General features: G+C 63.8%; 25 protein-coding genes. 16 read left to right on the forward strand and 9 right to left on the reverse strand.

The window, feature by feature from the left end:
• Positions 1–90: 90 nt before the first annotated feature.
• The 6 genes from I7X43_RS14645 to I7X43_RS14670 all read left to right on the forward strand — a co-directional run bounded on the left by I7X43_RS14645 (position 91) and on the right by I7X43_RS14670 (position 6,950).
• Complete coding sequence (locus I7X43_RS14645; protein WP_198101697.1) at positions 91–2,850, forward strand: TonB-dependent receptor plug domain-containing protein; 2,760 nt, start codon at positions 91–93, stop codon at positions 2,848–2,850.
• 315 nt (positions 2,851–3,165) lie between these two features.
• Positions 3,166–3,807, forward strand: a complete 642-nt coding sequence (locus I7X43_RS14650; RefSeq protein ID WP_198101698.1) for a hypothetical protein — start codon at positions 3,166–3,168, stop codon at positions 3,805–3,807.
• A gap of 80 nt (positions 3,808–3,887) precedes the next feature.
• Complete coding sequence (locus I7X43_RS14655; protein ID WP_198101699.1) at positions 3,888–4,709, forward strand: MotA/TolQ/ExbB proton channel family protein; 822 nt, start codon at positions 3,888–3,890, stop codon at positions 4,707–4,709.
• A gap of 27 nt (positions 4,710–4,736) precedes the next feature.
• Positions 4,737–5,165, forward strand: a complete 429-nt coding sequence (locus I7X43_RS14660) for an ExbD/TolR family protein (RefSeq protein WP_198101700.1) — start codon at positions 4,737–4,739, stop codon at positions 5,163–5,165.
• Positions 5,166–5,180: 15 nt separating this feature from the next.
• Positions 5,181–5,609 carry an ExbD/TolR family protein gene (locus I7X43_RS14665; RefSeq protein WP_198101701.1) on the forward strand — a complete coding sequence of 143 codons (429 nt, stop codon included), beginning with the start codon at positions 5,181–5,183 and terminating at the stop codon, positions 5,607–5,609.
• Between the two features lie 84 nt (positions 5,610–5,693).
• Complete coding sequence (locus tag I7X43_RS14670; RefSeq protein WP_198101702.1) at positions 5,694–6,950, forward strand: hypothetical protein; 1,257 nt, start codon at positions 5,694–5,696, stop codon at positions 6,948–6,950.
• A 106-nt stretch (positions 6,951–7,056) separates the two neighbouring features.
• On the opposite strand, the gene I7X43_RS14675 is transcribed toward I7X43_RS14670, so the two are convergent.
• The 7 genes from I7X43_RS14675 to I7X43_RS14705 form a co-directional block, all read right to left on the reverse strand.
• Positions 7,057–7,815 (reverse strand): 3-hydroxyacyl-CoA dehydrogenase, encoded by a 759-nt coding sequence (locus I7X43_RS14675; RefSeq protein WP_198101703.1) that lies wholly within the window; start codon positions 7,813–7,815, stop codon positions 7,057–7,059.
• 100 nt (positions 7,816–7,915) lie between these two features.
• On the reverse strand, positions 7,916–8,572 hold the full coding sequence (adk, locus tag I7X43_RS14680; protein WP_198101704.1) for an adenylate kinase: 657 nt from the start codon (positions 8,570–8,572) through the stop codon (positions 7,916–7,918).
• Between the two features lie 78 nt (positions 8,573–8,650).
• A complete protein-coding gene (gene kdsB, locus I7X43_RS14685; protein ID WP_198101705.1) occupies positions 8,651–9,403 on the reverse strand; it encodes a 3-deoxy-manno-octulosonate cytidylyltransferase in 753 nt (250 codons plus the stop codon).
• On the reverse strand, positions 9,403–9,597 hold the full coding sequence (locus I7X43_RS14690; RefSeq protein ID WP_198101706.1) for a Trm112 family protein: 195 nt from the start codon (positions 9,595–9,597) through the stop codon (positions 9,403–9,405). Before I7X43_RS14690 ends, kdsB begins: the two co-directional genes overlap by 1 nt.
• Positions 9,530–10,636 carry a tetraacyldisaccharide 4'-kinase gene (lpxK, locus tag I7X43_RS14695; protein WP_310737581.1) on the reverse strand — a complete coding sequence of 369 codons (1,107 nt, stop codon included), beginning with the start codon at positions 10,634–10,636 and terminating at the stop codon, positions 9,530–9,532. The genes I7X43_RS14690 and lpxK overlap by 68 nt, the downstream gene beginning before the upstream one ends.
• A complete protein-coding gene (locus tag I7X43_RS14700; RefSeq protein WP_198101707.1) occupies positions 10,633–11,049 on the reverse strand; it encodes an ExbD/TolR family protein in 417 nt (138 codons plus the stop codon). Before I7X43_RS14700 ends, lpxK begins: the two co-directional genes overlap by 4 nt.
• Positions 11,046–11,738 (reverse strand): MotA/TolQ/ExbB proton channel family protein, encoded by a 693-nt coding sequence (locus I7X43_RS14705; RefSeq protein WP_198101708.1) that lies wholly within the window; start codon positions 11,736–11,738, stop codon positions 11,046–11,048. The genes I7X43_RS14700 and I7X43_RS14705 overlap by 4 nt, the downstream gene beginning before the upstream one ends.
• A gap of 87 nt (positions 11,739–11,825) precedes the next feature.
• Between I7X43_RS14705 and xseA the strand changes: the two genes are divergently transcribed.
• Both xseA and I7X43_RS14715 read left to right on the forward strand, forming a co-directional pair.
• Positions 11,826–13,124 (forward strand): exodeoxyribonuclease VII large subunit, encoded by a 1,299-nt coding sequence (gene xseA, locus I7X43_RS14710; protein ID WP_198101709.1) that lies wholly within the window; start codon positions 11,826–11,828, stop codon positions 13,122–13,124.
• 42 nt (positions 13,125–13,166) lie between these two features.
• Entirely contained in the window at positions 13,167–13,748 is a 582-nt protein-coding gene (locus I7X43_RS14715; protein ID WP_198101710.1) for a superoxide dismutase, read from the forward strand.
• A gap of 76 nt (positions 13,749–13,824) precedes the next feature.
• Here the strand turns inward: I7X43_RS14715 and I7X43_RS14720 are convergent, their stop codons facing one another.
• Entirely contained in the window at positions 13,825–14,277 is a 453-nt protein-coding gene (locus tag I7X43_RS14720) for a DUF192 domain-containing protein (protein ID WP_198101711.1), read from the reverse strand.
• Positions 14,278–14,311: 34 nt separating this feature from the next.
• Here I7X43_RS14720 and I7X43_RS14725 point away from each other — a divergent pair, with 34 nt between their 5' ends.
• The 8 genes from I7X43_RS14725 to I7X43_RS14760 are packed head-to-tail and all read left to right on the forward strand — an operon-like array spanning position 14,312 to position 21,561.
• On the forward strand, positions 14,312–16,504 hold the full coding sequence (locus I7X43_RS14725) for a heavy metal translocating P-type ATPase (protein ID WP_198101712.1): 2,193 nt from the start codon (positions 14,312–14,314) through the stop codon (positions 16,502–16,504).
• A gap of 12 nt (positions 16,505–16,516) precedes the next feature.
• A complete protein-coding gene (gene ccoS, locus I7X43_RS14730) occupies positions 16,517–16,711 on the forward strand; it encodes a cbb3-type cytochrome oxidase assembly protein CcoS (RefSeq protein ID WP_198101713.1) in 195 nt (64 codons plus the stop codon).
• A 43-nt stretch (positions 16,712–16,754) separates the two neighbouring features.
• Entirely contained in the window at positions 16,755–18,197 is a 1,443-nt protein-coding gene (gene ccoN / locus I7X43_RS14735) for a cytochrome-c oxidase, cbb3-type subunit I (RefSeq protein ID WP_198101714.1), read from the forward strand.
• Positions 18,198–18,210: 13 nt separating this feature from the next.
• Entirely contained in the window at positions 18,211–18,834 is a 624-nt protein-coding gene (gene ccoO / locus I7X43_RS14740; RefSeq protein ID WP_198101715.1) for a cytochrome-c oxidase, cbb3-type subunit II, read from the forward strand.
• Positions 18,831–18,974, forward strand: coding sequence for a cbb3-type cytochrome oxidase subunit 3 (locus I7X43_RS14745; protein WP_198101716.1), 144 nt, complete (start codon positions 18,831–18,833; stop codon positions 18,972–18,974). Before ccoO ends, I7X43_RS14745 begins: the two co-directional genes overlap by 4 nt.
• Positions 18,975–18,983: 9 nt before the next feature.
• The gene (gene ccoP, locus I7X43_RS14750; RefSeq protein WP_198101717.1) at positions 18,984–19,880 is read left to right on the forward strand and encodes a cytochrome-c oxidase, cbb3-type subunit III; all 897 of its coding nucleotides are present in this window, start codon (positions 18,984–18,986) and stop codon (positions 19,878–19,880) included.
• 23 nt (positions 19,881–19,903) lie between these two features.
• The gene (gene ccoG / locus I7X43_RS14755; protein WP_198101718.1) at positions 19,904–21,328 is read left to right on the forward strand and encodes a cytochrome c oxidase accessory protein CcoG; all 1,425 of its coding nucleotides are present in this window, start codon (positions 19,904–19,906) and stop codon (positions 21,326–21,328) included.
• Between the two features lie 50 nt (positions 21,329–21,378).
• Positions 21,379–21,561: a hypothetical protein gene (locus tag I7X43_RS14760; protein WP_246480450.1), complete on the forward strand. Its 183-nt coding sequence runs from the start codon at positions 21,379–21,381 to the stop codon at positions 21,559–21,561.
• A gap of 36 nt (positions 21,562–21,597) precedes the next feature.
• On the opposite strand, the gene fnr is transcribed toward I7X43_RS14760, so the two are convergent.
• Complete coding sequence (fnr, locus tag I7X43_RS14765) at positions 21,598–22,332, reverse strand: fumarate/nitrate reduction transcriptional regulator Fnr (protein WP_198101720.1); 735 nt, start codon at positions 22,330–22,332, stop codon at positions 21,598–21,600.
• Between the last annotated feature and the right edge of the window lie 54 nt (positions 22,333–22,386).

The following is a 22,386-nucleotide window of genomic DNA, read 5'->3' on the forward strand; positions in this document are numbered from 1 at the left end:
CAGGCCCCAACAATCCGCCCCCACCCGGTGAACCGATTTCGCCGGACGGGGCGTCCTTGCCCCAACCATTTCCCGATTCAAGGAGTTTTGATGCGTCATCCCACCCGTCTTTGCGCGGCCCTGGCCGTTGCGTTTGGCGGCCTGGCCGCCGGCCAGGTCATGGCTCAAGCCGCCGACCAGCAACTCGAGCGCGTTGTCGTCACCGGTTCGTCGATCAAGCGCCTCGCCGCTGAAACCGCGCTTCCGGTCACCGTTGTGACCCGAGATCAGATCGAGAAGAGCGGCGCGACCAACGTCGAAGACATCCTGCGCCGCATCTCCGGCATGACGGGCATGTTGTCGGACTCCACGCAGGGTGCGGGCTACGCCACTTCGAACGCCAACCTGCGCGGCCTGGGTGCCAACTCCACCCTGGTGCTGCTGAATGGCCGCCGCATGGCGGGCCACCCCTTCGGCTCCATCGGCGGCTCGGTCGCGGTGGACTTGAACAGCATTCCCTTCGGCGCCATCGAGCGCATCGAGGTGCTGCGTGATGGCGCCTCCGCCATTTACGGCACTGACGCTGTGGGCGGCGTGGTGAACTTCATCACGCGCAAGGATTACCAAAAGGGCGAGCTGACCGTTCGCTACTACGACCCGCAAGCCACCAAGGGTGGCAAAGAGCACGGCGGCAACCTGTCCTACGGCATGGGCGACCTGAACCGCGAGGGCTACAACCTCCTGGTGACGGCCAACATCAAGGAACAGAGCCGACTGGAAGCGGCGGAGCAGGGTTGGTACTGGCGCCACGCCACGGAAGTGCCGGGCTCCATCCCCCCGACGTCGTTCCGCGCCTATCCGGGCCGTTTGATGGACATTGGCGTGAGCCCCGGTGCTTACGCGAATCCTGGCGCCAACATGGCTGCCTGCGACCCCGCCAACACCGTGATCCAGGTCGGCGGCAAGACCCCCAATGGCGTCGACAATGCTCTGCGTTGCCGCGCCATCTACGCGGCCATGCTGGACAACCTGCCGGACAGCACCAAGACCGACCTGTTCGCCCGCGGCACCTTCAAGGTGGATGCCGACACCAGCTGGTTCACCGAACTTTCGATTGCCCGCAACCACACGACGGGCCGGGCGGCGCCCTCGCCGCTGGACGGTTCGGCCATGAAGGTGCAGGCCGACGGCAATTACCCGCGCATGGTGATGCCGATCGACAGCAAGTACTTCCCGCTGGCCCTGCTCACCCGCTTGGGTTACACGGAAGCGGACTACGTTTCCTATGTCGATGGCAACGGCCGCAAGTACACCGAAGTGGCCACGCGCTCGCTGGACCGTGGCAACCGCGTCAGCGACAACACCAATGAGCAGTACCGCGCCATGGTGGGCACCACCACGGTGATGGCAGGCTGGGACGTCGATGCGGCGTTCACGCTGGCCCAGTCCCGCGGCAAGCTGGACTACGAAGGTTACCTGGCTCAGGACCCCTATCTGGCCGCCTTGCGCACCGGCAACGTCAACCCCTTCGGCCCGAATGACGCCACCGGCGTGGCGCTGCTCGACGGCGCCCAGCTCATTGGCACGGTCCGCAAGTCCAAGGGCACGACCATGGCCTTCGACGCCAAGGCCAGCAAGGAAATCGGTCAGCTCGGCGGCGGCGCCATGGCCCTCGCCATCGGTACCGACCTGCGCAAGGAAAAGGCGAGCGACCGCCCGACGCAAGGCGTGTACGAGCGCGGCGAGCACATCGGTGGCGAAGGCTCGGTGCCGGCCACCAGCGCCAGCCGCAACGTCATGGCCGTGTTCAGCGAGCTGGCCATGCCCTTCAGCAAGGAGTTCGAGCTGACCGCTGCGGCCCGCTACGACCGCTACAGCGACTTCGGGGGGACCTTCAACCCGATGCTGCGCGCCCGCTTCCAGCCTTCGAAAGAAGTGATGTTCCGCGCCAGCGCTGGCACCGGCTTCCGCGCACCCACGCTGTGGGACGTGAACAGCCCGCCCAGCAATACCAACACCGCGGATCCGCAGGTCGACCCGGATTGCCCGGCCGGCCAAGCAGACAGCCCGCTGTGCAACACGCAGTTCAACGTACGCTTGACCAGCGCGCCTGACCTGAAACCTGAGAAGACGCGCCAGTTCACGGCCGGCATCGTTTTCGAGCCGATGCGCAACCTGACGCTGGCCCTCGACTACTGGAACATCCAGAAGCGCGACCAGATCGGCGTGCTCACGGGCGACACCCTGATGGCTGAGCCGGGTCTGTATGCCAAGTACAAGAGCCGCGTGAAGCGCACCTCCGCGGGCTTCATCTCGTACATCGAGACGCCGGTGGAGAACCTGGGTGAGCTGAAGACGGCGGGTTTCGACCTCGATATCCGCACCAGCTTTGCCATGGGTGACTATGGCCGCATGAACGTGAGCTTCACCGGCACGCGCATCATGCAGTTTGAGCAGCAAAACGGTAAGGGTTCGCCTTTCACCGACTACGTGGGTCTGAGCCTGGGCGGCAACGCCCCGGTGCCCGAGTGGCAACACACCCTGGGCTTCGACTGGTCCATGGGCAGCTGGAACGTGGCACTGGAGAACACCTTCACCAAGGGTTGGACGGAGTCGGCCGCAGTTGTGGCCACCAACCTGGGTGTGGAAGAGCCTTACAGCGTCAAGAACACCAGCCGGTGGAACCTGGCTGTGAGCTACCGGGGCTTCAAGAACCTGAAGCTGACCTTGGGTGCTCGCAACGTCACCAACGAAGAGCCGCCGTTCGTGGCCTCGTCGAGCTATGGCTCGCACGCGGCAGGCTTTGCGGGCTCGTTTGCAGACCCGCGCACCCGCATTTGGTTCGCAACGGCCAGCTATCAGTTCAAGTAATCGCTCGCGACATCCTTGAGCAGAAAGGCCCCGCTCTGGCGGGGCCTTTTTTTGCTCGAAGGGGTTTTGGTGAGGTTCGTGCGTCAGAACTTGTGAAAAAGTGCCCTAGCTGATCTGTAACTGGATGTTCTCAATGTTTACCCTAGGTTAGGGGATGGACACCAGGGCTATGATGTGCGGCTTTGCGAAAGGGTGCTCCTCGGGGAGCGCCCTAGGTGCGGAGCTCAGGCATTCGCGCTAGGCTTGCTTCAACAGGCCCAGTGCTGCAGGGCTCCTGTTCGCTGTGTTGGCCAACTGGAAGAAGAAGGAGTGCGCATGAATTTTGCGCAGGAGAACCAAGCCGGTTCTCGCATGACCAGCTTCGGCATCGTGGTGCTGTTGCACGTGCTGATGATTTGGGCGCTTGCGTCAGGGTTGGCTCGCAAGGTGGTGGAGGCCGTCAAGGGCCCCATCGAAACCAAGGTGATCGAAGAGGTCAAGCCGCCACCCCCCGAAGAAAAAATTGTCCCGCCGCCGCCCGATCTGAAGGCCCCGCCGCCCCCGTTCGTGCCGGTGCCGGAAATCAGCGTGCAGGCGCCGCCGCCGCCGCAGGCCATTCAAACGCAGTCGTCGACGCCGCCTCCGGTGACCGACGTGCGTCCGGCGCCGCCACCTCAGCCGGTTGCCCCGGCGCCGGTAGCGAAACCCAGTGGCCCGGTCCAGGCTGGGGTTGTCTGTACCAAGATGCCCAAACCTGAAATCACGACCGATTTGGCGACGCCTTTTGAGGCCACGGTCCACATCACCCTGCGGGGTGGACGCGTGGTGGCCAAAGAGTTCCAAGTGACCCGTTCGCTGAGCGACAAACGTGCCCAGCGAGCCATCGTGAATGCGATCAGCGCCTCGGTGGATGAATACCAATGCGGCTCCTACGACGGTCAAGTCGTGCAGCCGTTCCTGGTGAATCCGGCCGACTAAGAAAACCGCAACTGGGGCTCTTCGCCCTGCTTTTGGCTCAATGCCGGGCCCGGTGCCCGGCGCTTGTTTGGAGTGTTTACATGCTTTCTCGTCTTTCTGCCCTGTTTGCGGCTGTTGCTGTGGCCGTGAGCCTGGTTGCCGCCCCCGCTGCCTTTGCCCAAGACGCCGCTTCGGCGCCGGCTGCAACCACCGAAGCCACGGCCGCGCCGGCGGCTGATGCTGCCAAGGTTGAAAAAGACAACCCCTATGGCCTGAAGGCCATGCTGGAGCACGGTGACATCGTGGCCAAGTCGGTGTTGGCGCTGATGGTCATCATGTCCGCTGGCTCGTGGTTCATCATGTTCACCAAGTTGTGGGACACCTACAAAGTTGGTAACGAAGCCAAGGAAGTCCGCGCCACCTTCTTCAAGAAGGCCTCGCTGGCCGATGGCGTGCGCTCGCTGAATGAAGGCAGCGCCTTCCGCTTCATCGCGCAAACCGCCGTGGAAGCCAGTGAGCACCACGAAGGCGCCCTGACGGAGAACATCGACCGCAACACCTGGGTCACGATGAACGTTGACCGCGCTGTGACGGAAGTGAACTCCAAGCTGCAAGGCGGCCTGAGCTTCCTCGCGACCGTGGGTTCGACCAGCCCCTTCATCGGCCTGTTCGGTACTGTGTGGGGGATTCTGCAAGCCCTGACCGCCATCGGTGTGGCCGGTCAAGCTTCGATCGACAAAGTGGCCGGCCCTGTGGGTGAAGCCCTGATCATGACCGCCATCGGTCTGGGTGTGGCCGTGCCGGCGGTGCTGGGCTACAACTGGCTGGTCGGCCGCAACAAGGCTGTGATGGCCCAAGTGCGTGCCTTTGCTGCTGACCTGCATGGCGTCCTGATGGGCAGCCGTCAAATCAGCAAGCGTTAATTCAAGTTCGGACTTCGGAGACCCACTATGGGGATGAACGTCGGTAGTTCCGACGGCGGCGAAGACGAAGTGGTCTCAGCGATCAACACCACGCCCCTCGTGGACGTGATGTTGGTTCTGTTGATCATCTTCTTGATCACCATTCCGGTGGTCACGCAGTCGGTGAACTTGAGCCTGCCGAAGGAGACCAACGTCATTCGTGTCACCAAGCCCGAGAATATCGAGCTGGCGGTGACCAAGGATGGCGATGTCTACTGGAACACGGCCCTGGTCAAGAGCAAAGAGGATCTGATGGAGCGCCTGCGTGGCGTGGCCAAGATGGATCCTCAGCCCGAGATCCACATTCGCGGCGACGAGAAAACGCGCTACGAAGCCGTGGGCAAAGTGATTCTTGCCTGTCAGCAGATCGGTATCCTGAAGCTGAGCTTCGTGACCGAGCCGCCCAGCCGCAGCTGAGGCCAGGAGTAACTCATGGGAATGAATGTTGGAAGTGGTTCGGGTGATGGCGAGCCGGAAGTGATGCTGGACGTCAACACCACGCCGCTGATCGACGTGATGTTGGTGTTGCTGGTGATGTTGATCATCACCATCCCCATCCAGCTGCATGCCGTGAACCTGGACATGCCCGTGCCCAACCCGAATTCGACGCCGCCGCAGGAGCCGAAGATTGTTGAAATCTTCATCGACTTCGACGGCACGCTGTTCTGGAACGGTGAGCAGATGGACAAGGCCGCGCTGGAGCCCCGCATGGAAGCCGCATCGAAAGACGCAGACCAGCCGGAAGTGCACATCAAGCCGCACAAGCTGGTGGACTACGGCCACGTTGCCCACGTGATGGCGACGGCGCAGCGCATCGGTTTGAAGAAGCTGGGCATGGTGGGTAACGAGCAATATCTGTAAGGATGCCCTCGGCCTGCTTGTGACTGCACGCTGTCCGACGCCCCTGGGGCCGGACAGCGTTTTCTTTTTTGTGGAGTACGAACAATGAAGCTCAATACCCTTGCTGCATGCCTGGTGGCTGCATTGGGTCTGACCCTGGGAGCGGGTGGGGACGGATCGCTGAGCCTGATCGGCACCGCCGCCGCCCAGGCCAAAGTGAGCCCGGAGCTGGGCAAGCACTTGACGGCAGTACAAGGCCTGCTCAAAGGCGGCAAATACAAGGAAGCGCTGACCAAGCTCCGGGACGCTGAAGGCGTGGCCAACCGCTCGGCCGACGAAAACGCCTTGATCGAGCGCATGCGCTTCGCCGGTGCTCAAGGCGCCGCCGACCCAGAAACCATGGTGCGGGCCTACGAGGCCTTGAAGAATGCCGGCAAGCTGGGCGGTGCTGAAAACCTGCAGTACATGGAAGCCATCGCCGGCACCTACTCGCGCAACAACGCCAACGCGCAAGCCTTGAATTGGGCCCAGCGCTACTTGAAAGAGGGCGGCACTAGCGCAGCGGTCAAGGCGATCCAGACCCGCTCGCAGTTCCTCTCCGGTGACATGGGGGCGGTGATCAAGGACACCTTGGCCGAGATCGCGGCCGTCGAAAAGGCAGGTCAGGTGCCCAGCCGGGATAAGCTGAACCTGTTGTTGGCGGCGGCCGAGAAGGCCAAGGATTCGAACGCCGAGTCGGTGGGCGTCGACAAGCTGCTGGCCTACTATCCGAGCAAGGACGTTTGGGCTGCGGCGCTGGGTCGGGTCGCGCAGAAGAAGGGCTTCTCCGATCGTCTGGTGCTGGACCTGTTCCGCTTGCGTTTGGCCACGGGCAATATGCGCGGTGAGCCGGATTATCTGGAGTTCGCCACCATGGCGGCCCAGGCCGGCTTCCCCGATGAGGGCATGAAGGCTCTGGAGGCTGGCTTTGCCGCCGGCGTGCTGGGCCAGGGCAAGGAAGCTGCGCGCCACCAGCGCATGAAGGAGTTCCTGGCCAAGCGGGTTGCCGAGGTCAAGGGGGCCAGTGCGGCGGCCATTGACGCGGCCAAGGCCGTCAAGAGCGACGGCAATGCGCTGTTGCCCCTGGGCTTGGCACAGGCACAGCGCGGCGATGTCAAAGGCGGCGTGGCCTTGATCGAAGAGGGCATTGCCAAGGGCAACCTCAAGCGCGACGACGACGGCAAATTGGCCCTGGGCCTGGCCCACTTCTTGGGCGGCGACATGGCCAAGGCGCAGGCCGCCTGGCGCGGTGTGAAGGGCACGGACGGTGCGGGGGACATTGCCCGCATGTGGATCGTCCACAGCCGCACGGCCAAGAAGTAAACCCGAGAGCATGGGCCGCGCGAGCGGCCAGCAAAAAGGCGACCCGCGGGTCGCCTTTTTTACGCCTGGATGCGCCGCGGGGCTCGGGCCCGGCGCACCCCTGATCTCACTTCGGTGCCAGGCGGATGGCGCCGTCAAGGCGGATGACTTCGCCGTTGAGCATGTCGTTTTCGATGATCTGACGCACCAGCTTGGCGTAATCGGTCGGCGTGCCCAGGCGCGAGGGGAACGGCACGTTGGCAGCCAGCGCATCCTGCACTTCTTTGGGCATGCCGAAGAGCATGGGCGTGCCAAAGATGCCTGGGGCAATGGTCATGTTGCGGATGCCGCTGCGGGCCAGATCGCGCGCGATCGGCAAGGTCATGCCAACGATGCCGCCCTTCGACGCGGCGTAAGCAGCTTGGCCGATCTGACCGTCGTAGGCGGCGACCGAGGCGGTGCTGATCAGCACGCCGCGCTCACCCGTGGCCTCCGGCTCGTTCTTGCTCATGGCGGTGGCGGCCACGCGAATCATGTTGAAGCTGCCCACCAGGTTCACGCTGATGACCTTGCTGAAGAGGTCCAGCGAGTGGCCGCCTTCTTTGCCCACCGTGCGAGCGGCCGGGGCGATGCCCGCGCAGTTCACCAGGCCCATCAGCTTGCCCAGGCCGGTGGCGGTGTTGACCACGGTTTCGGCATCGGCAGCGGAGGTGACGTCGCACTTGACGAATACCCCGCCCAGCTCCTTGGCAATGGCCTCGCCACGCTCGGCTTGCACGTCGGCCAGCACCACCTTGGCGCCCGCACCGGCCAGCATGCGGGCTGTGCCCTCGCCCAGGCCAGACGCTGCGCCAGTGACGATGAAAACTTTTCCTTGAATGTCCATGAGGTCTCCTTGTGGGATCAAAAGGGTTCAACTGTGGTCCAAACAAAAGGGCCGCTTGTGGCGACCCCGTTTGGATTTCGGGCGGCAGCGCCGAGGGGCTTTACCCCTTCAGTGCGGCCAGCGCGCGGGAGGTGATGTCTTCAACCGAGCCCAGGCCTTCAATGCGCGCGTAGCGCGGAGCTTGGGTGTCCCCCGTGGCAGCCCAGCCAGCGTAGTAGTCCACCAGTGGCCGGGTTTGCGCTTGGTAGACGTCCAGGCGCTTGCGCACGGTCTCTTCTTTGTCGTCATCCCGCTGAATCAGGGCCTCGCCCGTTTCATCGTCTTGACCCGCGACCTTGGGTGGATTGAACTTCACGTGATACGTCCGGCCCGAGGCCACGTGAACGCGGCGGCCACTCATGCGCTCGATGATGGCGTCAAAGGGCACATCGATCTCAAGCACCACGTCCAGCTTCACGCCCGCAGTCTTGAGCGCATCGGCCTGCGGCAAGGTGCGCGGGAAGCCATCAAACAGGAAGCCGTTGGCGCAATCGGCTTGCGTGATGCGTTCTTTGACCAAACCGATGATGATGTCGTCGCTGACGAGTCCGCCACTGTCCATGACCTGCTTGGCAGCCACACCGAGTGGGGTCCCAGCCTTCACGGCGGCGCGCAACATGTCGCCCGTGGAGATCTGCGGGATGCCGAATTGCTTGCAAATGAAAGCAGCTTGCGTGCCTTTGCCGGCGCCGGGGGCGCCCAAAAGAATCAGTCGCATGGGTGTCCTGTCAGAGGCTATGAAACCCCCTGCGGGCAGGGGGCGGGCGAGTATCGCATGGGGGCTCTTGCGCCCGGCTTACTGAGAAGCCAGGGCTTGACGAACGCGCTCCAGGTCTTCGGGTGTGTCCACGCCCAGGCCGGGGCGGCTGTCCGTGATGTGCACCGCGATCCGCTCCCCGTGCCACAGCACGCGCAACTGTTCGAGCGATTCGATGCGCTCCAGCGGGCTGGGTTCGAGTTGTGGAAAGCGGCGCAAAAAACCGGCGCGGTAGGCGTAGAGGCCGACATGCCGCAGGACCGCGCCGGGGTAAGGGCAGGCCGAATCCGTTGCATCGCGCCACCACGGAACCGGCGCGCGTGAGAAATACAGGGCGCGGCTCTGGGCGTCACAGACCACCTTGACCACGTTCGGGTTGCGGAATTCCGTGGCGTCTTCGATGCCGTGGGCCACGGTGGCCACCGCACATTCGGGGTGATCGACCAGGGCCTGAGCGCAGGCGCGGATGAGGGTCGGGTCGATGAGCGGTTCGTCCCCCTGGACGTTCAAGACGATGGCGTCGTCTGAAAGCCCCAGGGCTGCACAGGCTTCGGCCAATCGGTCCGACCCACTGGGGTGGTCGGCCCGCGTCAGCAGGGCGTCGACTCCGTGTGCAACGCAGGCTGCCACGATGGCGGGCGCATCGGTGGCGACTCGTACTTGGACCGCGCCGCTGCGCTGGGCTTGCTGGGCCACACGCACCACCATGGGCAGCCCTGCCAAGTCAGCCAGCGGCTTGTTCGGCAGGCGGGTGCTGGCCAGCCGAGCCGGAATGAGAACGTGAAACTCCATCAGCCGCGCTCGCTGGGCGGGGCCTCATTGAGTGCGCGGGCTTCGCCCTCCAGCATCACGGGAATGCCATCGCGCACGGGGAAGGCGAGTTGGTCGGCCAGGCACACCAACTCGGTGCGGCCCCCTTCATGGCTCAGTTGCAGCGGGCCCTTGCACAGGGGGCAGACCAGAAGTTCGATCAGACGTGGGTCCATGGGATGCGGAGCCGAGCCAAGGCTGCAGAGCATGCAGCAGCGCGGCACGAAAAGCGGGTTCGGGCTGCAAGTCTAGGGGCAACACCCACACACGATCTCCGGGAGCCAAACGTTCAGGGCTCAGCTTGGTGGCGTCCTTTTCGGTCACCACCACTTCCGAGCCGGGCGGCCAGGGCAGCATGGCGAAGTCGTGGTGGTCGGGCTGGGGGAGGGCCTGAAAGGTCAAACCGGCCTCGTGCAGCAGGGCGAAAAACCCCTCGGGCTGAGCCAGCCCCGCGGCGGCAATGAGCGGTCGGCCCCGGAGTTCGGTGAGCGGCTGCTGGGTGTCCCACCGCTGTGCCCACCAGGCCTCCAAGCGCACAGCGCCAGACAACCGCCGGTGGGCCACATAGCCGGCGCGGGCCGTGCTGACCACACCGTCGGTGTACAGCACCAAGGTGTCGGCTCGCGAGCCTGGAAGCACCGGTCGGTCCTGGTCCTGCCTCAGGGGGCCGGCGGGCAGCAACCAGCCGTTGCCCAAGCCACGGCGGTCAAAAACCAGAACGGTCAGATCGCGGGCCAGCGCGTGATGCTGCAGGCCGTCGTCACTCAGGATGAGCTGGAGATTGGGATGCTGCTGCCGGAGCGCCGCGACCGCCTGACCCCGATCGGCGCCAACAGCCAGCGGGGCACCGGTGCGCCGCCACAACAGCAAGGGCTCATCGCCGAGGTCTTGGGCGGTGCTGGTGGCGCAGGCCACCTGAACCGACTGTCCGCCGACCCGCCCGTAGCCCCGCGAAATGACGCCCACACGCAGGCCTTGGGCCTGCAACTGCTGAATGATGGCCATCAACGTGGGCGTCTTGCCCCCGCCGCCCACAATCCAGTTGCCCACCACAACGACCGGGAGGGGCGGGCGACTAATGGGGCGCCGCCCTTGGGCATACGCCCGCCAGTGGGCGGCACTCAGCCCCCGATAGAGCGCGCTGAACGGGCGCAACAGCCAGGCAATGGGGCCGCGTGTGCGCCACACGCGCTGAAGCCACAGCGCCAGGCTCACTGGGGTTGCTGCTGGGCCGCAAAGGCGATGCGGCCGAATCCCGCGCGGCGCGCAGCGTCCATGGCATTCATCACCAATTGATGGGGGGTCAGCGCATCCGCTGCGATGACAACTTGGACGTCCGTTTGGCCCTGGGTTTGGGCGCGCAGGGCCTTTTCCAATCCGTCAACGGCCACAGCCCCCAAGGTGTGCCCGTCAACGGCATAGCGTCCATCCGGGGTGATGGCGATGACCACCTCGTGCGGCGCGGCCTTGGCTGCGCTTTGTCCGGCTTGCGGCAGGCGGATTTGCAAGGCCGTGTGCGGTGAAAACGTGGTGCTGAGCATGAGGAAGATCAACACCACGAGCAGCACATCGATGAACGGGATCAGATTGATCTCCGGCTCCTCCCGCTTGTGCGCACGGAACTTCATGCGGCGATTTCCGTGTGTTGGAAGTCGCCCGTGGGCGCGCTCGGTTCAGGGCTGGGGGCGATGCCGCGACCGTGGGCGCCCCATTGGTTGACTTGCTGCACAAAACGCTCGCAAGCAGCCTCCAGTTCCAGTTCGAAATCCTCCACGCGGGCGCGGAAATGTCGGTGAGCCAACAGGCTGGGGATGGCCACGATCAAACCGAAGGCTGTGTTGTACAGCGCGATTGAAATGCCATGAGCCAACTGCGCGGGGTTCCCCGTCCCCGGTGCCTGACTGCCAAAAATCTCAATCATCCCGATGACCGTGCCCAACAGGCCCAGCAGGGGCGCAGCGGTGGCGATGGAGCCCAAGGTGGTGAGGTAACGCTCCAGTTCTCGCACGGCCCGCCGGCCTTCTCGTTCCACCCGCTCCCGCAGGGCGGCTTCAGACAAGTGCAGGTTTTCGTGCAATGCCCGCAAGCTGGCCGCCAGCACGGAGCCCAACAGCGAACTGGAGGCCAGTTTGGCCACCACGTTGGGGCCGGGAAGGTGGCGGGCGTCAATGTGGCGCAGGTCCACCAGCAGGGCGCCGGGCAGGATACGGGGCGGGCGCAGGGTGTAGGCGCGCTCAATGATGAGGGCCAAGGCCACAAAGGAGCACACCACCAGCGGCCAAATGGGCCAGCCCGCCGCTTGTAAGATGGACCACACGATCAGTTCTCCCCAGAGGCTCTGCCAATCCGGGACTTCGCCCCGGTGCGGGCGCTGATTGTGCCAAGGCTTCTTCTCTTCTGATTCATGATCCCCTCGACCGGTTCCCAGGCCTGGAGTGTGGCCGCTTTATTGGCCGAGTTGGCACATTGCCTGACCCAAACCTTTGGCGTCGTCACGGTGGAAGGGGAGTTGGCCACTTTCACGCGGGCGGCCTCCGGCCATTGCTACTTCAGCCTCAAAGATGCCTCCGGCGCTCCGGCCTTGTTGCGCTGCGCACTGTTCCGGCGTGCGGCGCAGGGGCTTCGATTTGTGCCGCAAGAGGGGCAACGCGTGCGCGTGTGGGGCCGGCTGGCTCTCTATGAACCGCGGGGTGAATTGCAATTCATCGCGGAAGGCATGGAACCCGCGGGGGCAGGCGCACTGTATGAGCAGTTTTTGCGCCTCAAAGCGCAACTCGAGGAGGAGGGCTTGTTCGATCCGGCCCACAAGCGACCTCTGCCCCGCTTCCCTCGGTCCCTGGGGCTCATTACCTCGGCCAGCGGCGCGGCCGTGCACGATGTGTGCTCCGTGCTGGCGCGGCGGGCGCCGCATGTCAGCGTGGTGATCTATCCCAGCATCGTTCAGGGGGCTGAGGCCCCCGCGCAGCTGCTGGCTGCCCTGCGTTTGGCGGAACAGCGGTCTGAGGTGGACGCCCTCCTGCTGGTGCGCGGGGGGGGCTCCATGGAAGATCTGTGGGCCTTCAATGACCCCGAGCTCGTTCGGGCTGTCGCCCGGTGCTCGGTCCCCGTCATTTCAGGCGTGGGTCACGAAACGGACGTCACACTGTGCGATTGGGCGGCCGACGTCCGCGCGGCGACACCGACGGCGGCCGCCGAGTTGGCAGCCGGCGCGCAGCTGGAGTGGCTCAATCGGGTAGATCACTTGGCCGCGTCCCTGGCCGTTGCGCTGAGAGGCCGGTTGGACCATGTGGGGCAGCGGCTGGACCGAGCAGCGGTGCTGTTGGCTCGGCCGCGGCTACAACGGCCCCAACAACGGCTCTTGGCGCTGCAACATCGTTTGCGCGCAGCCGTGGCGCAGCGCCACCGCCAGGAGCAGGAGCGGCTCAACGCCATGGCCCATCGACTGCCCAGCGCGGTGCGGGGACCGCTTGGAGCCGGGCGTCTGCGGCTGGCGCGTGCACAGGCCAGCTTGGAGGCGCTCAATCCACAGCGGGTGCTGGCGCGAGGTTTTGCTTGGCTGGAAGGGTCAGCGGGCCAACCCCTCGTGAAAGCTGCAGAGTTGCGGCGTGACGAGCGGATTTCCGCGCGCTTGGCCGATGGCCGTGCCACGTTGCGTGTGGAGGAAATTACCCTACCGGATGCCCAGGTTGAGCTGGGTTTCTAGAATTCGCGCCCTTCGCTGAATTAATCAACTCTGGAGCCCACGATGGAACACCAACTGCCCCCGCTGCCCTACGCCAAGGACGCCCTGGCCCCGCACTACAGCGCCGAGACGCTGGAGTTCCACCATGGCAAGCACCACAACGCCTATGTGGTGAACCTGAACAATCTGCAAAAGGGCACCGAGTTCGAAAACATGTCGCTTGAGGAAATCGTCCAGAAAAGCTCGGGCGGCATTTACAACAATGCGGCGCAAATCTGGAACCACACTTTCTTCTGGAACTGCATGACGCCCAACGGCGGCGGGGAGCCCTCGGGCGCGTTGGCCGACGCCATCCAGGCCAAGTGGGGCAGCTACGCGGCCTTCAAAGAGGCGTTTGTGAAGAGTGCGGTCGGCAACTTCGGCTCGGGCTGGACCTGGTTGGTCAAGAAGTCCGACGGTTCGGTTGACATCGTCAACACGGGGGCCGCTGGCACGCCGCTGACCACTGCCGACAAGGCGCTGCTGACGGTCGATGTGTGGGAGCACGCCTACTACATTGACTACCGCAACCTGCGCCAGAAATTTGTCGAAACCTTCCTGGACAAGCTGGTCAATTGGTCGTTCGCTCAGTCCAATTTCGCCTGAGCCCCTCGACGCTGAGCCTTGCGCTCGAAAAAAGGGCCCGCATTCGTGCGGGCCTTTTTGTTTGGGAGAAGTGGGGTCAGGGGGCGGGCTGGAAGGGTTTGCCTTCAATTCGAGCCCCGGCTTTTAGACCCCGCTTGGCAAACCAGCCTTGGTTCATTTCCAAAGCGTACCGCACGGGCTCCTTGGAGCAGTGCGAGGTTTCGTCCAGGGGTTTCATTTCTGCTAGCGAGACGATGCGACCGTCGTCCGCCAGGAAGGCGATGGACAGGGGCAGGAGCGTGTTCCGCATCCAGAAACATTGAATGTCTCGTCCTTCAAAAACAAACAGCATCCCTTCGTGCTGCGGCATGTCTCGGCGGTGCATCAAGCCGAGAGCCCGCTGCTCGGGCTCAATCGCCAACTGGGCTTGAATTTGGTGCATGCCCGCTCGCAGCGGTACGGTGGCCAGACGCTGGGCTTGCTGCGCCCAAGCCGCGCCCACCAGCGCGGTCAAGCTCAAAAAAGATGCGAGGGATCTGACGCGGATCATCGGGCGACTCAGGGGTTGCGGGAACAATGAGGCGATGAACGCCTTGGTTGAGCCCATTATCCCGAGCCCTGATGGGCCGGCGGCAAGCCCGTCGTCGGTGCGGACCTGGGCTTTGCAGGTCGCCGGCTTGCACTGTGCAGCCTGTGCGTCGACCTTGGAGGCCGTGCTCACTCAAGTCCCCGGGGTGAACCAAGCCCGGGTGGGATATGCAGCCGCCCTGGCTTCCGTGCAGGTCGACGAGGCCGCCGTTCAGCTCTCGGGGCTTCAGGCGGTCGCCGCTCGGGCGGGGTTCGAGTTGGATTGGGCCCGAGGGGTTTCGGCCCAGGGCCTGCGGCAGCGCGAGGCGCGCCAGATGTTGTGGCGCGTCTTTGTTGCGTGGTTTTGCATGATGCAAGTCATGATGCTGGCCGCGCCCACGTATTTCGACTCGGGGGCCGAGGTGCCCGCCGATTTGGCCGCATTGATGCACGGGGCGAGTTGGGTTCTGACCTTGCCGGTGATGCTGTTCTCGGCGACGCCGTTTCTGAGAGGGGCTTGGCGCAGCATCCGGCAGCGCCGCATGGGCATGGATGTGCCGGTGGCGGTCGGCATTGTTTTGACCTTCGGGATTAGCACCGTAGCACTCGTGGCGCCGGGCGGGTGGATCGGATCCGCTGTCTATTTGGATTCGCTCACCATGTTCGTGGCGTTCTTGCTGGGCGCGCGATGGTTGGAGATGCGCGCCCGTCATGCGGCGGCGGCAACCTTCGAGCAGGCGCCGGATGCGTTGCCGGCGGAGGTTTCCCGCCTCCATCAAGGGCAGCTGGAGCGGGTCCGGCTGGATTCAATCCGCGTTGGGGACCGGCTGGCCATTGGCGCAGGGGACGTCATTCCAGCGGATGGTCGGGTTCTCAGCGGGAGCACCTGGGTGGACGAGTCGCTCCTTAGCGGCGAGTCCCGACCGGTGAGCAAGGGTCAAGGCCAGGCCCTTTCCGCCGGAACGGTCAACCTCGGTCAAACCTTCGAAATGGCCGTCTTGGCTTGTGGAGATCAAACCCGCCATGCCCAGTTGAATCAACTGTGGCAGCGCGCATTGACGGAGCGTCCCGCCTGGGCCGAAGAGGCGGATCGGTGGGCGGCCCCGTTCTTGTGGGGGGTGTTGGGGCTGGCCACCATCGCAGCCGCGGTGTGGGCCACGGTGGATGTCACGCGGGCTTTACCCGTGGCCGCGGCGGTTCTCGTGGTGACCTGTCCCTGCGCGCTGGCGCTGGCCGCCCCTGCGGCCTGGGTGGCCAGCGCGAGAGCGTTGGCCCAGCGGGGTTTGTGGTGCCAACGCCTGGGCGCGCTGGAGCGACTGGCGCAGGTGAACCGCGTGGTGCTGGACAAAACGGGCACGCTGACCGAACCGCGGGCCGTGCCCCGCGTAGAACCCGCAGACGGGGGGGCTCCCGACTGGGTGGCACAAGCCGTGGGCTTGGCGCAGTGGTCACGGCATCCCCTGTCTCAGGCGCTGGCTCGTTTACCGCTCACCCAGCCGGCCGGGCGCTGGCGCGAAGTCCAGGAGCATGCGGGTGAGGGCCTGAGAGGGTTGGATGCAGCGGGCCGTTGGTGGCGGCTGGGTCGTTCTGCGTGGGTTCAGCCGCAGGCGGATCTGGGCGAGGCTCCGCTGTGGTTTGGTGCCGAAGCGGGGGGGGAGGCTCACCCAATCGATCTGGATGAAGTGCCGCGCCCCAGCGCCGTGCACGCGCTTCGTCGCATGATGGACTTGGGGCTGGCGGTGTCGCTGTTGTCCGGCGATGCGGCCCACCGTGTGCAGCGTCTCGCCGCGCAACTGGGGTTGACGGGAGCGGCTCAAGGGGACTGCACGCCGGAGATCAAGCGCACCCAGATGCAGGCCCTGCAAGCCCAGGGCGCTGTGGTGCTGATGGTGGGCGATGGTTTCAACGATGCTCCCGCACTGGCGCAGGCGGATGTGTCTGTGGCCATGGGACAAGGGGTTGCCAGTGCCCGGGCCAGCGCCGACTTCACGCTGGCCACCGACGATTTGGCAGCCTTACCGGATTTGGTCCTACAGGGGCGGCGAACGCGGCGTGTGGTGCGCCAGAACCTGGTGTGGGCCGCGGCCTACAACGCGGTGGCCGTACCGCTGGCTATGAGCGGCTCCCTGCCGCCGTGGGCGGCAGGACTCGGGATGGCCCTGAGTTCGTTGTGGGTGGTGGGCAACGCTTTGCGATTGGGGCGGCTTTGAGCCGCATGCACGATGGATATTCTTTACCTGTTGATTCCCATGTCGGTCGTATTGGCCTTTGGCGTCTTGGCGGTATTTGCCTGGGCCCTACGCGCGGGCCAGTTCGAGACCCTGGAACGGGAAGGTGAGCGAATCCTGGATGACGAAGACGACGGCTGCACCGATCCGGTCGGCGGACGGGTTGACGGCGATCAAGGCGTCGATTGATGCGGCGCACAAGAATGTGACAAACGAGAAGGAGATCCTCCGAATGGCGCAAACTTACTCAACCCAAACGGCGGCCCCGGCTGCCTATGCTGATGGCCCGGTTCGGGCCTTCGCTTTGGCCGCGGTGCTCTGGGGCATCGTCGGCATGCTGGTGGGCGTGTTCATCGCCGCCCAACTGGCGTTTCCGGACTTGACGCACGGCATTTCATGGCTCAGCTATGGCCGCTTGCGTCCGCTACACACCAACGCGGTGATTTTTGCCTTTGGCGGCTCGGTGCTGTTTGCCACCGCCTATCACGTGGTGCAGCGGACCTGCCAAGTCCGATTGTTCGCACCGCAGCTGGCATGGTTCACGTTCTGGGGCTGGCAAGCCATCATCGTGGCCGCTGCCCTGACCTTGCCCCTGGGCATCACCAGCGGCAAGGAATATGCCGAGTTGGAATGGCCGATTGACTTGGCGATTGCCGTGGTGTGGGTGTCCTACGCCATCGTGTTTTTCGGCACGGTGGGTACACGCAAGGTCAAGCACATCTACGTCGCGAACTGGTTCTTCGGTGCGTTCATCATCACCGTGGCGCTGCTGCACATCGTGAACAGCGCGGCCATGCCGGTCAGCCTGTGGAAGAGCTACTCGGCCTACGCCGGGGTGCAAGACGCCATGGTGCAGTGGTGGTACGGCCACAACGCGGTGGGCTTCTTCCTCACGGCCGGCTTCCTCGGGATCATGTACTACTACATCCCCAAGCAGGCCGAGCGCCCGGTGTACAGCTATCGCCTGTCCATCGTGCACTTCTGGGCCCTGATCTTCACCTACATGTGGGCGGGCCCCCACCATCTGCACTACACGGCGCTGCCGGATTGGGCGCAGAGCCTGGGCATGTTGTTCTCGTTGGTGCTGCTGGCGCCGAGCTGGGGTGGCATGATCAACGGCATCATGACCCTGTCGGGTGCCTGGCACAAGCTGCGCGACGACCCGGTGCTGAAGTTCTTGATCGTGTCGCTGTCCTTCTACGGCATGAGCACGTTCGAGGGCCCGATGATGTCCATCAAGACGGTCAATGCCCTCAGCCACTACACGGACTGGACCGTGGGCCACGTGCACAGCGGTGCGCTGGGCTGGGTGGGTCTGGTGTCGATGGGGGCGCTCTATGCCTTGATTCCGCGCCTCTATGGCCGCAAGGAAATGCACAGCAAGAGCGCCATTGAGCTGCACTTCTGGATCGCCACCATCGGCATCGTGCTCTACATCGCCGCGATGTGGATTGCCGGGGTGATGCAGGGCCTGATGTGGCGCGCTACCAATCCGGACGGCACGCTGGTTTACAGCTTCGTGGAGTCTGTGAAAGCGACCTATCCCTTCTATCTGATCCGTCTGGCGGGCGGTCTCCTGTACCTCTCGGGCATGTTCGTCATGGCCTGGAACGTGTGGATGACCATCAAGGGCCGTGATGCGGCCGTGCAAACCCCCAAGTTGGCGGCTGCCTGAAGGAGAGAACAAGATGGCTGATCTGAACAAGCCGGTAACGGGCCACGAACGCATCGAGACCAACAACTTCTTGATGATCGTGTTGATCCTGGTGGCCGTGATCTTTGGTGGCCTGGTGGAAATCGTGCCGCTGTTTTTCCAGCGCTCGACGACCGAGGCCAGTCCGGGTGTGAAGCCCTATACCGCACTGCAATTGGCGGGCCGTGACGTCTACATTCGTGAGGGTTGCTACAACTGCCACTCGCAAATGATTCGCCCGTTCCGTGCCGAGACGCTGCGCTACGGGCCCTATTCCAAGGCGGGTGAATTCGTCTACGACCACCCGTTCCAGTGGGGCAGCAAACGCACGGGGCCGGACCTGCACCGTGTGGGGGGGCGCTATTCGGACGAATGGCACCGTGTGCACTTGAACCAGCCGCGTGACGTGGTGCCCGAAAGCAACATGCCGGCCTATCCCTGGTTGGCCACGGCAACGGTGGATCCCGCCAGCATGGCGCCCAAGATGAAGGCCCTGCGCACGGTGGGCGTGCCTTACACGGATGCGGAAATCGCCGAAGCTGCCGAAGCGGTCAAAGGCAAGACCGAAATGGACGCCGTGATTGCTTATTTGCAAGGCATGGGAAGGGTTTCACCATGAGCTGGGACCTGAACTTGGTTCGAGGGGCGGTCACGGCCGTGTCGTTCCTCGTTTTCATTGCCTTGGTGGTGCACACCTGGAATCGCAAGCGGCAAGCCGAGCACCAATCGGCTGAGGCCTTGCCATTCGCAGACGAATAAGGAACCCAAATGAGTGATTTCTTCAGCAGTGGGTGGCATTGGTTCATTGCCGTCCTTTCCGTGGGTGGCCTCGCTTTCTGCATTTGGCTGCTCTTCGCGTCCGCCAAGACCACCGACATGTCCAGCGATGGCACGACGGGTCACGTGTGGGACGACGACTTGCGTGAAATGAACAACCCCTTGCCGCGGTGGTGGCTGGGTCTGTTTGTGATCACCGTGGTGTTCAGCGCGATCTACTTGTTCCTTTATCCGGGCTTGGGCCAGGTGGAGGGCTCGCTCAAGTGGAGCAGCGACGGCCAGTACCAGGACGAAATGGCCAAGGCTCAGGCCAAAACGGCCCCGCTGTATCAGCGTTTGGCGGCGATGGATGCTCCGGCGCTGGCGGCGGACGCGGAGGCCATGGGGATTGGTCAGCGCCTGTTCTTGAACAACTGCGCCCAGTGCCACGGTTCCGATGCCAAAGGCAGCAAGGGCTTTCCCAACTTGAGCGACAACGACTGGCTGTGGGGCGGGGACTTCGCGGCCATCAAGCACTCCATCACTGAAGGCCGGGTCGGCCAAATGCCGCCCATGGCCGCCGCTGTGGGGAGCGCCGAAGACCAGCGCAATTTGGCCCACTATGTGCTGAGCCTCTCGGGCAGTGCACATGACAACCTGCGGGCTCAGTTGGGCAAGGAGAAGTTTGCGGCTTGTGCGGCCTGCCACGGCGCGAAGGGTGAGGGCAACACCGCTCTGGGGGCCCCGAACTTAAGCGACAAGGTGTGGCTGCATGGGTGGGGTGAACCGGCGATCTTGGCCATGATCCAAAACGGCAAGCACAACGAAATGCCGGCCCAGAAGAATGCGTTGCCTCCCGAGCAAATCCATGTGCTGGCGGCGTATGTCTGGAGCCTTTCCAACCGCTGAGGCGGGCCTTGTGCCCTAAGTGAATGTCGAATCAGCCCGAAGAAGCGGTCGTACGTCTTTATCGAAAACGGCAACGGATCCACCCCCGCGAGATCAGCGGCAGGTTTCAATCGTGGCGGTGGGTCTTTGTTTTCCTCACGCAGGCGGTCTTTTACGGGCTGCCTTGGCTGGAGTGGAACGCGCGGCAAGCCGTCTTATTCGATCTTGAGGCACGCCGCTTCTTCCTGTTTGGCTTGGTCCTGTACCCGCAGGATCTGTTCTATCTCACCGCGCTGCTCCTGCTCAGCGCGTATTCCTTGTTTCTCTTTACCGCGGTGGCTGGGCGCTTGTGGTGCGGCTACGCTTGCCCTCAAACGGTGTACACGTCGATCTTTTTGTGGGTCGAGCAACGGTTTGAGGGCAGCAAGGCACAGCGAGAGCGTTTTGACCACGCGCCTTGGTCGGGAGAAAAGCTAAGGCGTCGCGGTGGCAAGCATTTGGTCTGGGTGGCGCTGGCGCTGGTGACGGGTTTCACCTTCGTCGGCTACTTCACGCCGATCAAGACGCTTTGGGTCGAAACCCTGCAGGGGCAGCTCGGGCCCTGGCAGAGCTTCTGGATCCTGTTCTACGCCTTTGCCACTTGGGGCAACGCCGGGTTCATGCGGGAGCAGGTATGCAAATACATGTGCCCCTATGCGCGCTTTCAGAGCGCCATGTTCGACCGTGACACTTTGATCATCGGGTACGACGTCGAGCGGGGGGAGCCGCGAGGCGCCCGCGGTCGCAAGGACGATTTGAAAGCCAAGCAACTGGGGCATTGCATTGATTGCGGCCTGTGTGTGCAGGTTTGCCCGGTGGGGATCGACATCCGCAAAGGCTTGCAGTACGAGTGCATCGGATGTGCAGCTTGCGTGGATGCCTGTGATCAGGTGATGGCCAAGATGCAGTACCCCTTGGGGCTAATCCGCTACGACACCGAGAATGGTATTGAGCAGCACCTCAGCCGCGGACAGGAATGGCTGCGGGTGCTGCGACCGCGAGTCTGGGTGTATGCGGCCGGTTTGGTACTGATTACCGGCGTGGTGGGTTACTCCCTCTGGGCGAGGCCCCCGATGCGGTATGACGTGGTCCGAGATCGGGGGGCTCTGGCTCGGTTTAACGAGCAAGGTCAACTGGAAAACGTGTACCGGATTCAATTGATGAATGTGGTGGAACGCCCCCAGCGCTATCGCATCCGGGTCCAAACCGCGTCGACTGAGTTGCCAGCATTGGAATTGGGCGCCGTCGGTGAGGTGGAGCTGGGGGCCGTTGAGGCCCGGTGGCTGCCAGTTACGGTTCAATTGCCCGCGAACTCGGTCCCGCCGGCCCCGGGGGCCTATGCGATCGAATTTACAGTGGAGCGTTTGGCCCACGCACAGGACGACACCCGTGTGGTGCCTGAAAAGTCAACTTTTGTCGTGCCCCGATGAATGCGCCTCAGCCGATTTCGAACCCCAAGCAGCCCTGGTACCGTTTTCGAATGGTGTGGCTGGTTCTCGCCTTCCCGATTGCCGCAGTGGTCATGGGCATAGGAACGGTGATCATTGCCGTGCGCAACCCCGACCCGGTGCTGCGCGTCGCCCCACAGGCGGCGGAGGAGACTCCGGCAGTCGAAGGGCGCAACCACGCAGCGACCGGCGCAAAAAAAGCCTCGGCACCGTAGTGGCGAGGCGCAGAGCCCGGGTGGGCGGACGGGTGCTCAGCAGGCGGCGCTGGACACCAAGCGCTGCAAAGACTCGGGCTGCAACACGGTGATCTGCCGCTGGCGCACTTCCAGGATGCCTTCATCCTGGAAGCGCGAGAACGTGCGGCTGACGGTCTCCAACTTCAAGCCGAGGTAAGAGCCAATTTCTTCGCGGGTCATGCGCAACACCAACTCGCTGGGCGAATAGCCGCGCGCCTGCAAGCGCTGGGTGAGATTGAGCAAGAAAGCAGCCAAACGCTCTTCGGCCCGCATGGAGCCGAGCAACAACATCACGCCGTGGTCCCGTACGATCTCGCGGCTCATGATGCGATGCAACTGGTGCTGGAGCGCGTTGAATTCGCGGGCCAAATGTTCCAGCTGGTCGAACGGCATCACGCAGACCTGGGAATCTTCCAAGGCTTCGGCGTCCACGGTGTGGCGGCTGGTTCCGATGCCATCGAGTCCGAGCAACTCGCCCGCCATCTGAAAACCCGTCACCTGGATGCGGCCGTCTTCGGCGTTCACGCAGGTCTTGAAAAAGCCGGTTCGCACGGCATAGAGCGCATGAAAGGGCTCGCCCACCCGGAACAGGGTTTGGCCTCGGGGCACCGTGCGGCGCTGAGCCACGAGCCCATCCAGGCGTTGCATGTCGGATTCGTTCAAGCCAACGGGCAAACACAGTTCGCGCAGGTTGCAGTTGGAACAGGCGGTGCGTAGGGGCTCTACGCGAATGGGTGTCGGGCTGAGCATCGAACAATTATCCTTGGATTCCCGCCGGGTCGTTCGAGCGTTGAGCCGAATCAA

The sequence above is a fragment of the Inhella gelatinilytica genome, assembly GCF_016093295.1.
In the GTDB taxonomy this organism is placed as follows: domain Bacteria; phylum Pseudomonadota; class Gammaproteobacteria; order Burkholderiales; family Burkholderiaceae_C; genus Inhella; species Inhella gelatinilytica.

What these genes read in the sequence shown, in the direction of transcription:
- ccoG (WP_198101718.1), top strand. Translation starts at nt 19,904, where the DNA reads ATGTCGAATCAGCCCGAAGAAGCGGTCGTACGTCTTTATCGAAAACGG.
- ccoS (WP_198101713.1), top strand. Translation starts at nt 16,517, where the DNA reads ATGGATATTCTTTACCTGTTGATTCCCATGTCGGTCGTATTGGCCTTT.
- I7X43_RS14645 (WP_198101697.1), top strand. Translation starts at nt 91, where the DNA reads ATGCGTCATCCCACCCGTCTTTGCGCGGCCCTGGCCGTTGCGTTTGGC.
- I7X43_RS14690 (WP_198101706.1), bottom strand. Translation starts at nt 9,597, where the DNA reads ATGGACCCACGTCTGATCGAACTTCTGGTCTGCCCCCTGTGCAAGGGC.
- I7X43_RS14660 (WP_198101700.1), top strand. Translation starts at nt 4,737, where the DNA reads ATGGGGATGAACGTCGGTAGTTCCGACGGCGGCGAAGACGAAGTGGTC.
- I7X43_RS14700 (WP_198101707.1), bottom strand. Translation starts at nt 11,049, where the DNA reads ATGAAGTTCCGTGCGCACAAGCGGGAGGAGCCGGAGATCAATCTGATC.
- xseA (WP_198101709.1), top strand. Translation starts at nt 11,826, where the DNA reads ATGATCCCCTCGACCGGTTCCCAGGCCTGGAGTGTGGCCGCTTTATTG.
- I7X43_RS14760 (WP_246480450.1), top strand. Translation starts at nt 21,379, where the DNA reads ATGGTGTGGCTGGTTCTCGCCTTCCCGATTGCCGCAGTGGTCATGGGC.
- kdsB (WP_198101705.1), bottom strand. Translation starts at nt 9,403, where the DNA reads ATGGAGTTTCACGTTCTCATTCCGGCTCGGCTGGCCAGCACCCGCCTG.
- I7X43_RS14725 (WP_198101712.1), top strand. Translation starts at nt 14,312, where the DNA reads ATGAACGCCTTGGTTGAGCCCATTATCCCGAGCCCTGATGGGCCGGCG.
- ccoO (WP_198101715.1), top strand. Translation starts at nt 18,211, where the DNA reads ATGGCTGATCTGAACAAGCCGGTAACGGGCCACGAACGCATCGAGACC.
- I7X43_RS14715 (WP_198101710.1), top strand. Translation starts at nt 13,167, where the DNA reads ATGGAACACCAACTGCCCCCGCTGCCCTACGCCAAGGACGCCCTGGCC.
- I7X43_RS14655 (WP_198101699.1), top strand. Translation starts at nt 3,888, where the DNA reads ATGCTTTCTCGTCTTTCTGCCCTGTTTGCGGCTGTTGCTGTGGCCGTG.
- I7X43_RS14745 (WP_198101716.1), top strand. Translation starts at nt 18,831, where the DNA reads ATGAGCTGGGACCTGAACTTGGTTCGAGGGGCGGTCACGGCCGTGTCG.
- I7X43_RS14720 (WP_198101711.1), bottom strand. Translation starts at nt 14,277, where the DNA reads ATGATCCGCGTCAGATCCCTCGCATCTTTTTTGAGCTTGACCGCGCTG.
- ccoP (WP_198101717.1), top strand. Translation starts at nt 18,984, where the DNA reads ATGAGTGATTTCTTCAGCAGTGGGTGGCATTGGTTCATTGCCGTCCTT.
- I7X43_RS14650 (WP_198101698.1), top strand. Translation starts at nt 3,166, where the DNA reads ATGAATTTTGCGCAGGAGAACCAAGCCGGTTCTCGCATGACCAGCTTC.
- adk (WP_198101704.1), bottom strand. Translation starts at nt 8,572, where the DNA reads ATGCGACTGATTCTTTTGGGCGCCCCCGGCGCCGGCAAAGGCACGCAA.
- I7X43_RS14670 (WP_198101702.1), top strand. Translation starts at nt 5,694, where the DNA reads ATGAAGCTCAATACCCTTGCTGCATGCCTGGTGGCTGCATTGGGTCTG.
- I7X43_RS14675 (WP_198101703.1), bottom strand. Translation starts at nt 7,815, where the DNA reads ATGGACATTCAAGGAAAAGTTTTCATCGTCACTGGCGCAGCGTCTGGC.
- I7X43_RS14665 (WP_198101701.1), top strand. Translation starts at nt 5,181, where the DNA reads ATGGGAATGAATGTTGGAAGTGGTTCGGGTGATGGCGAGCCGGAAGTG.
- fnr (WP_198101720.1), bottom strand. Translation starts at nt 22,332, where the DNA reads ATGCTCAGCCCGACACCCATTCGCGTAGAGCCCCTACGCACCGCCTGT.
- ccoN (WP_198101714.1), top strand. Translation starts at nt 16,755, where the DNA reads ATGGCGCAAACTTACTCAACCCAAACGGCGGCCCCGGCTGCCTATGCT.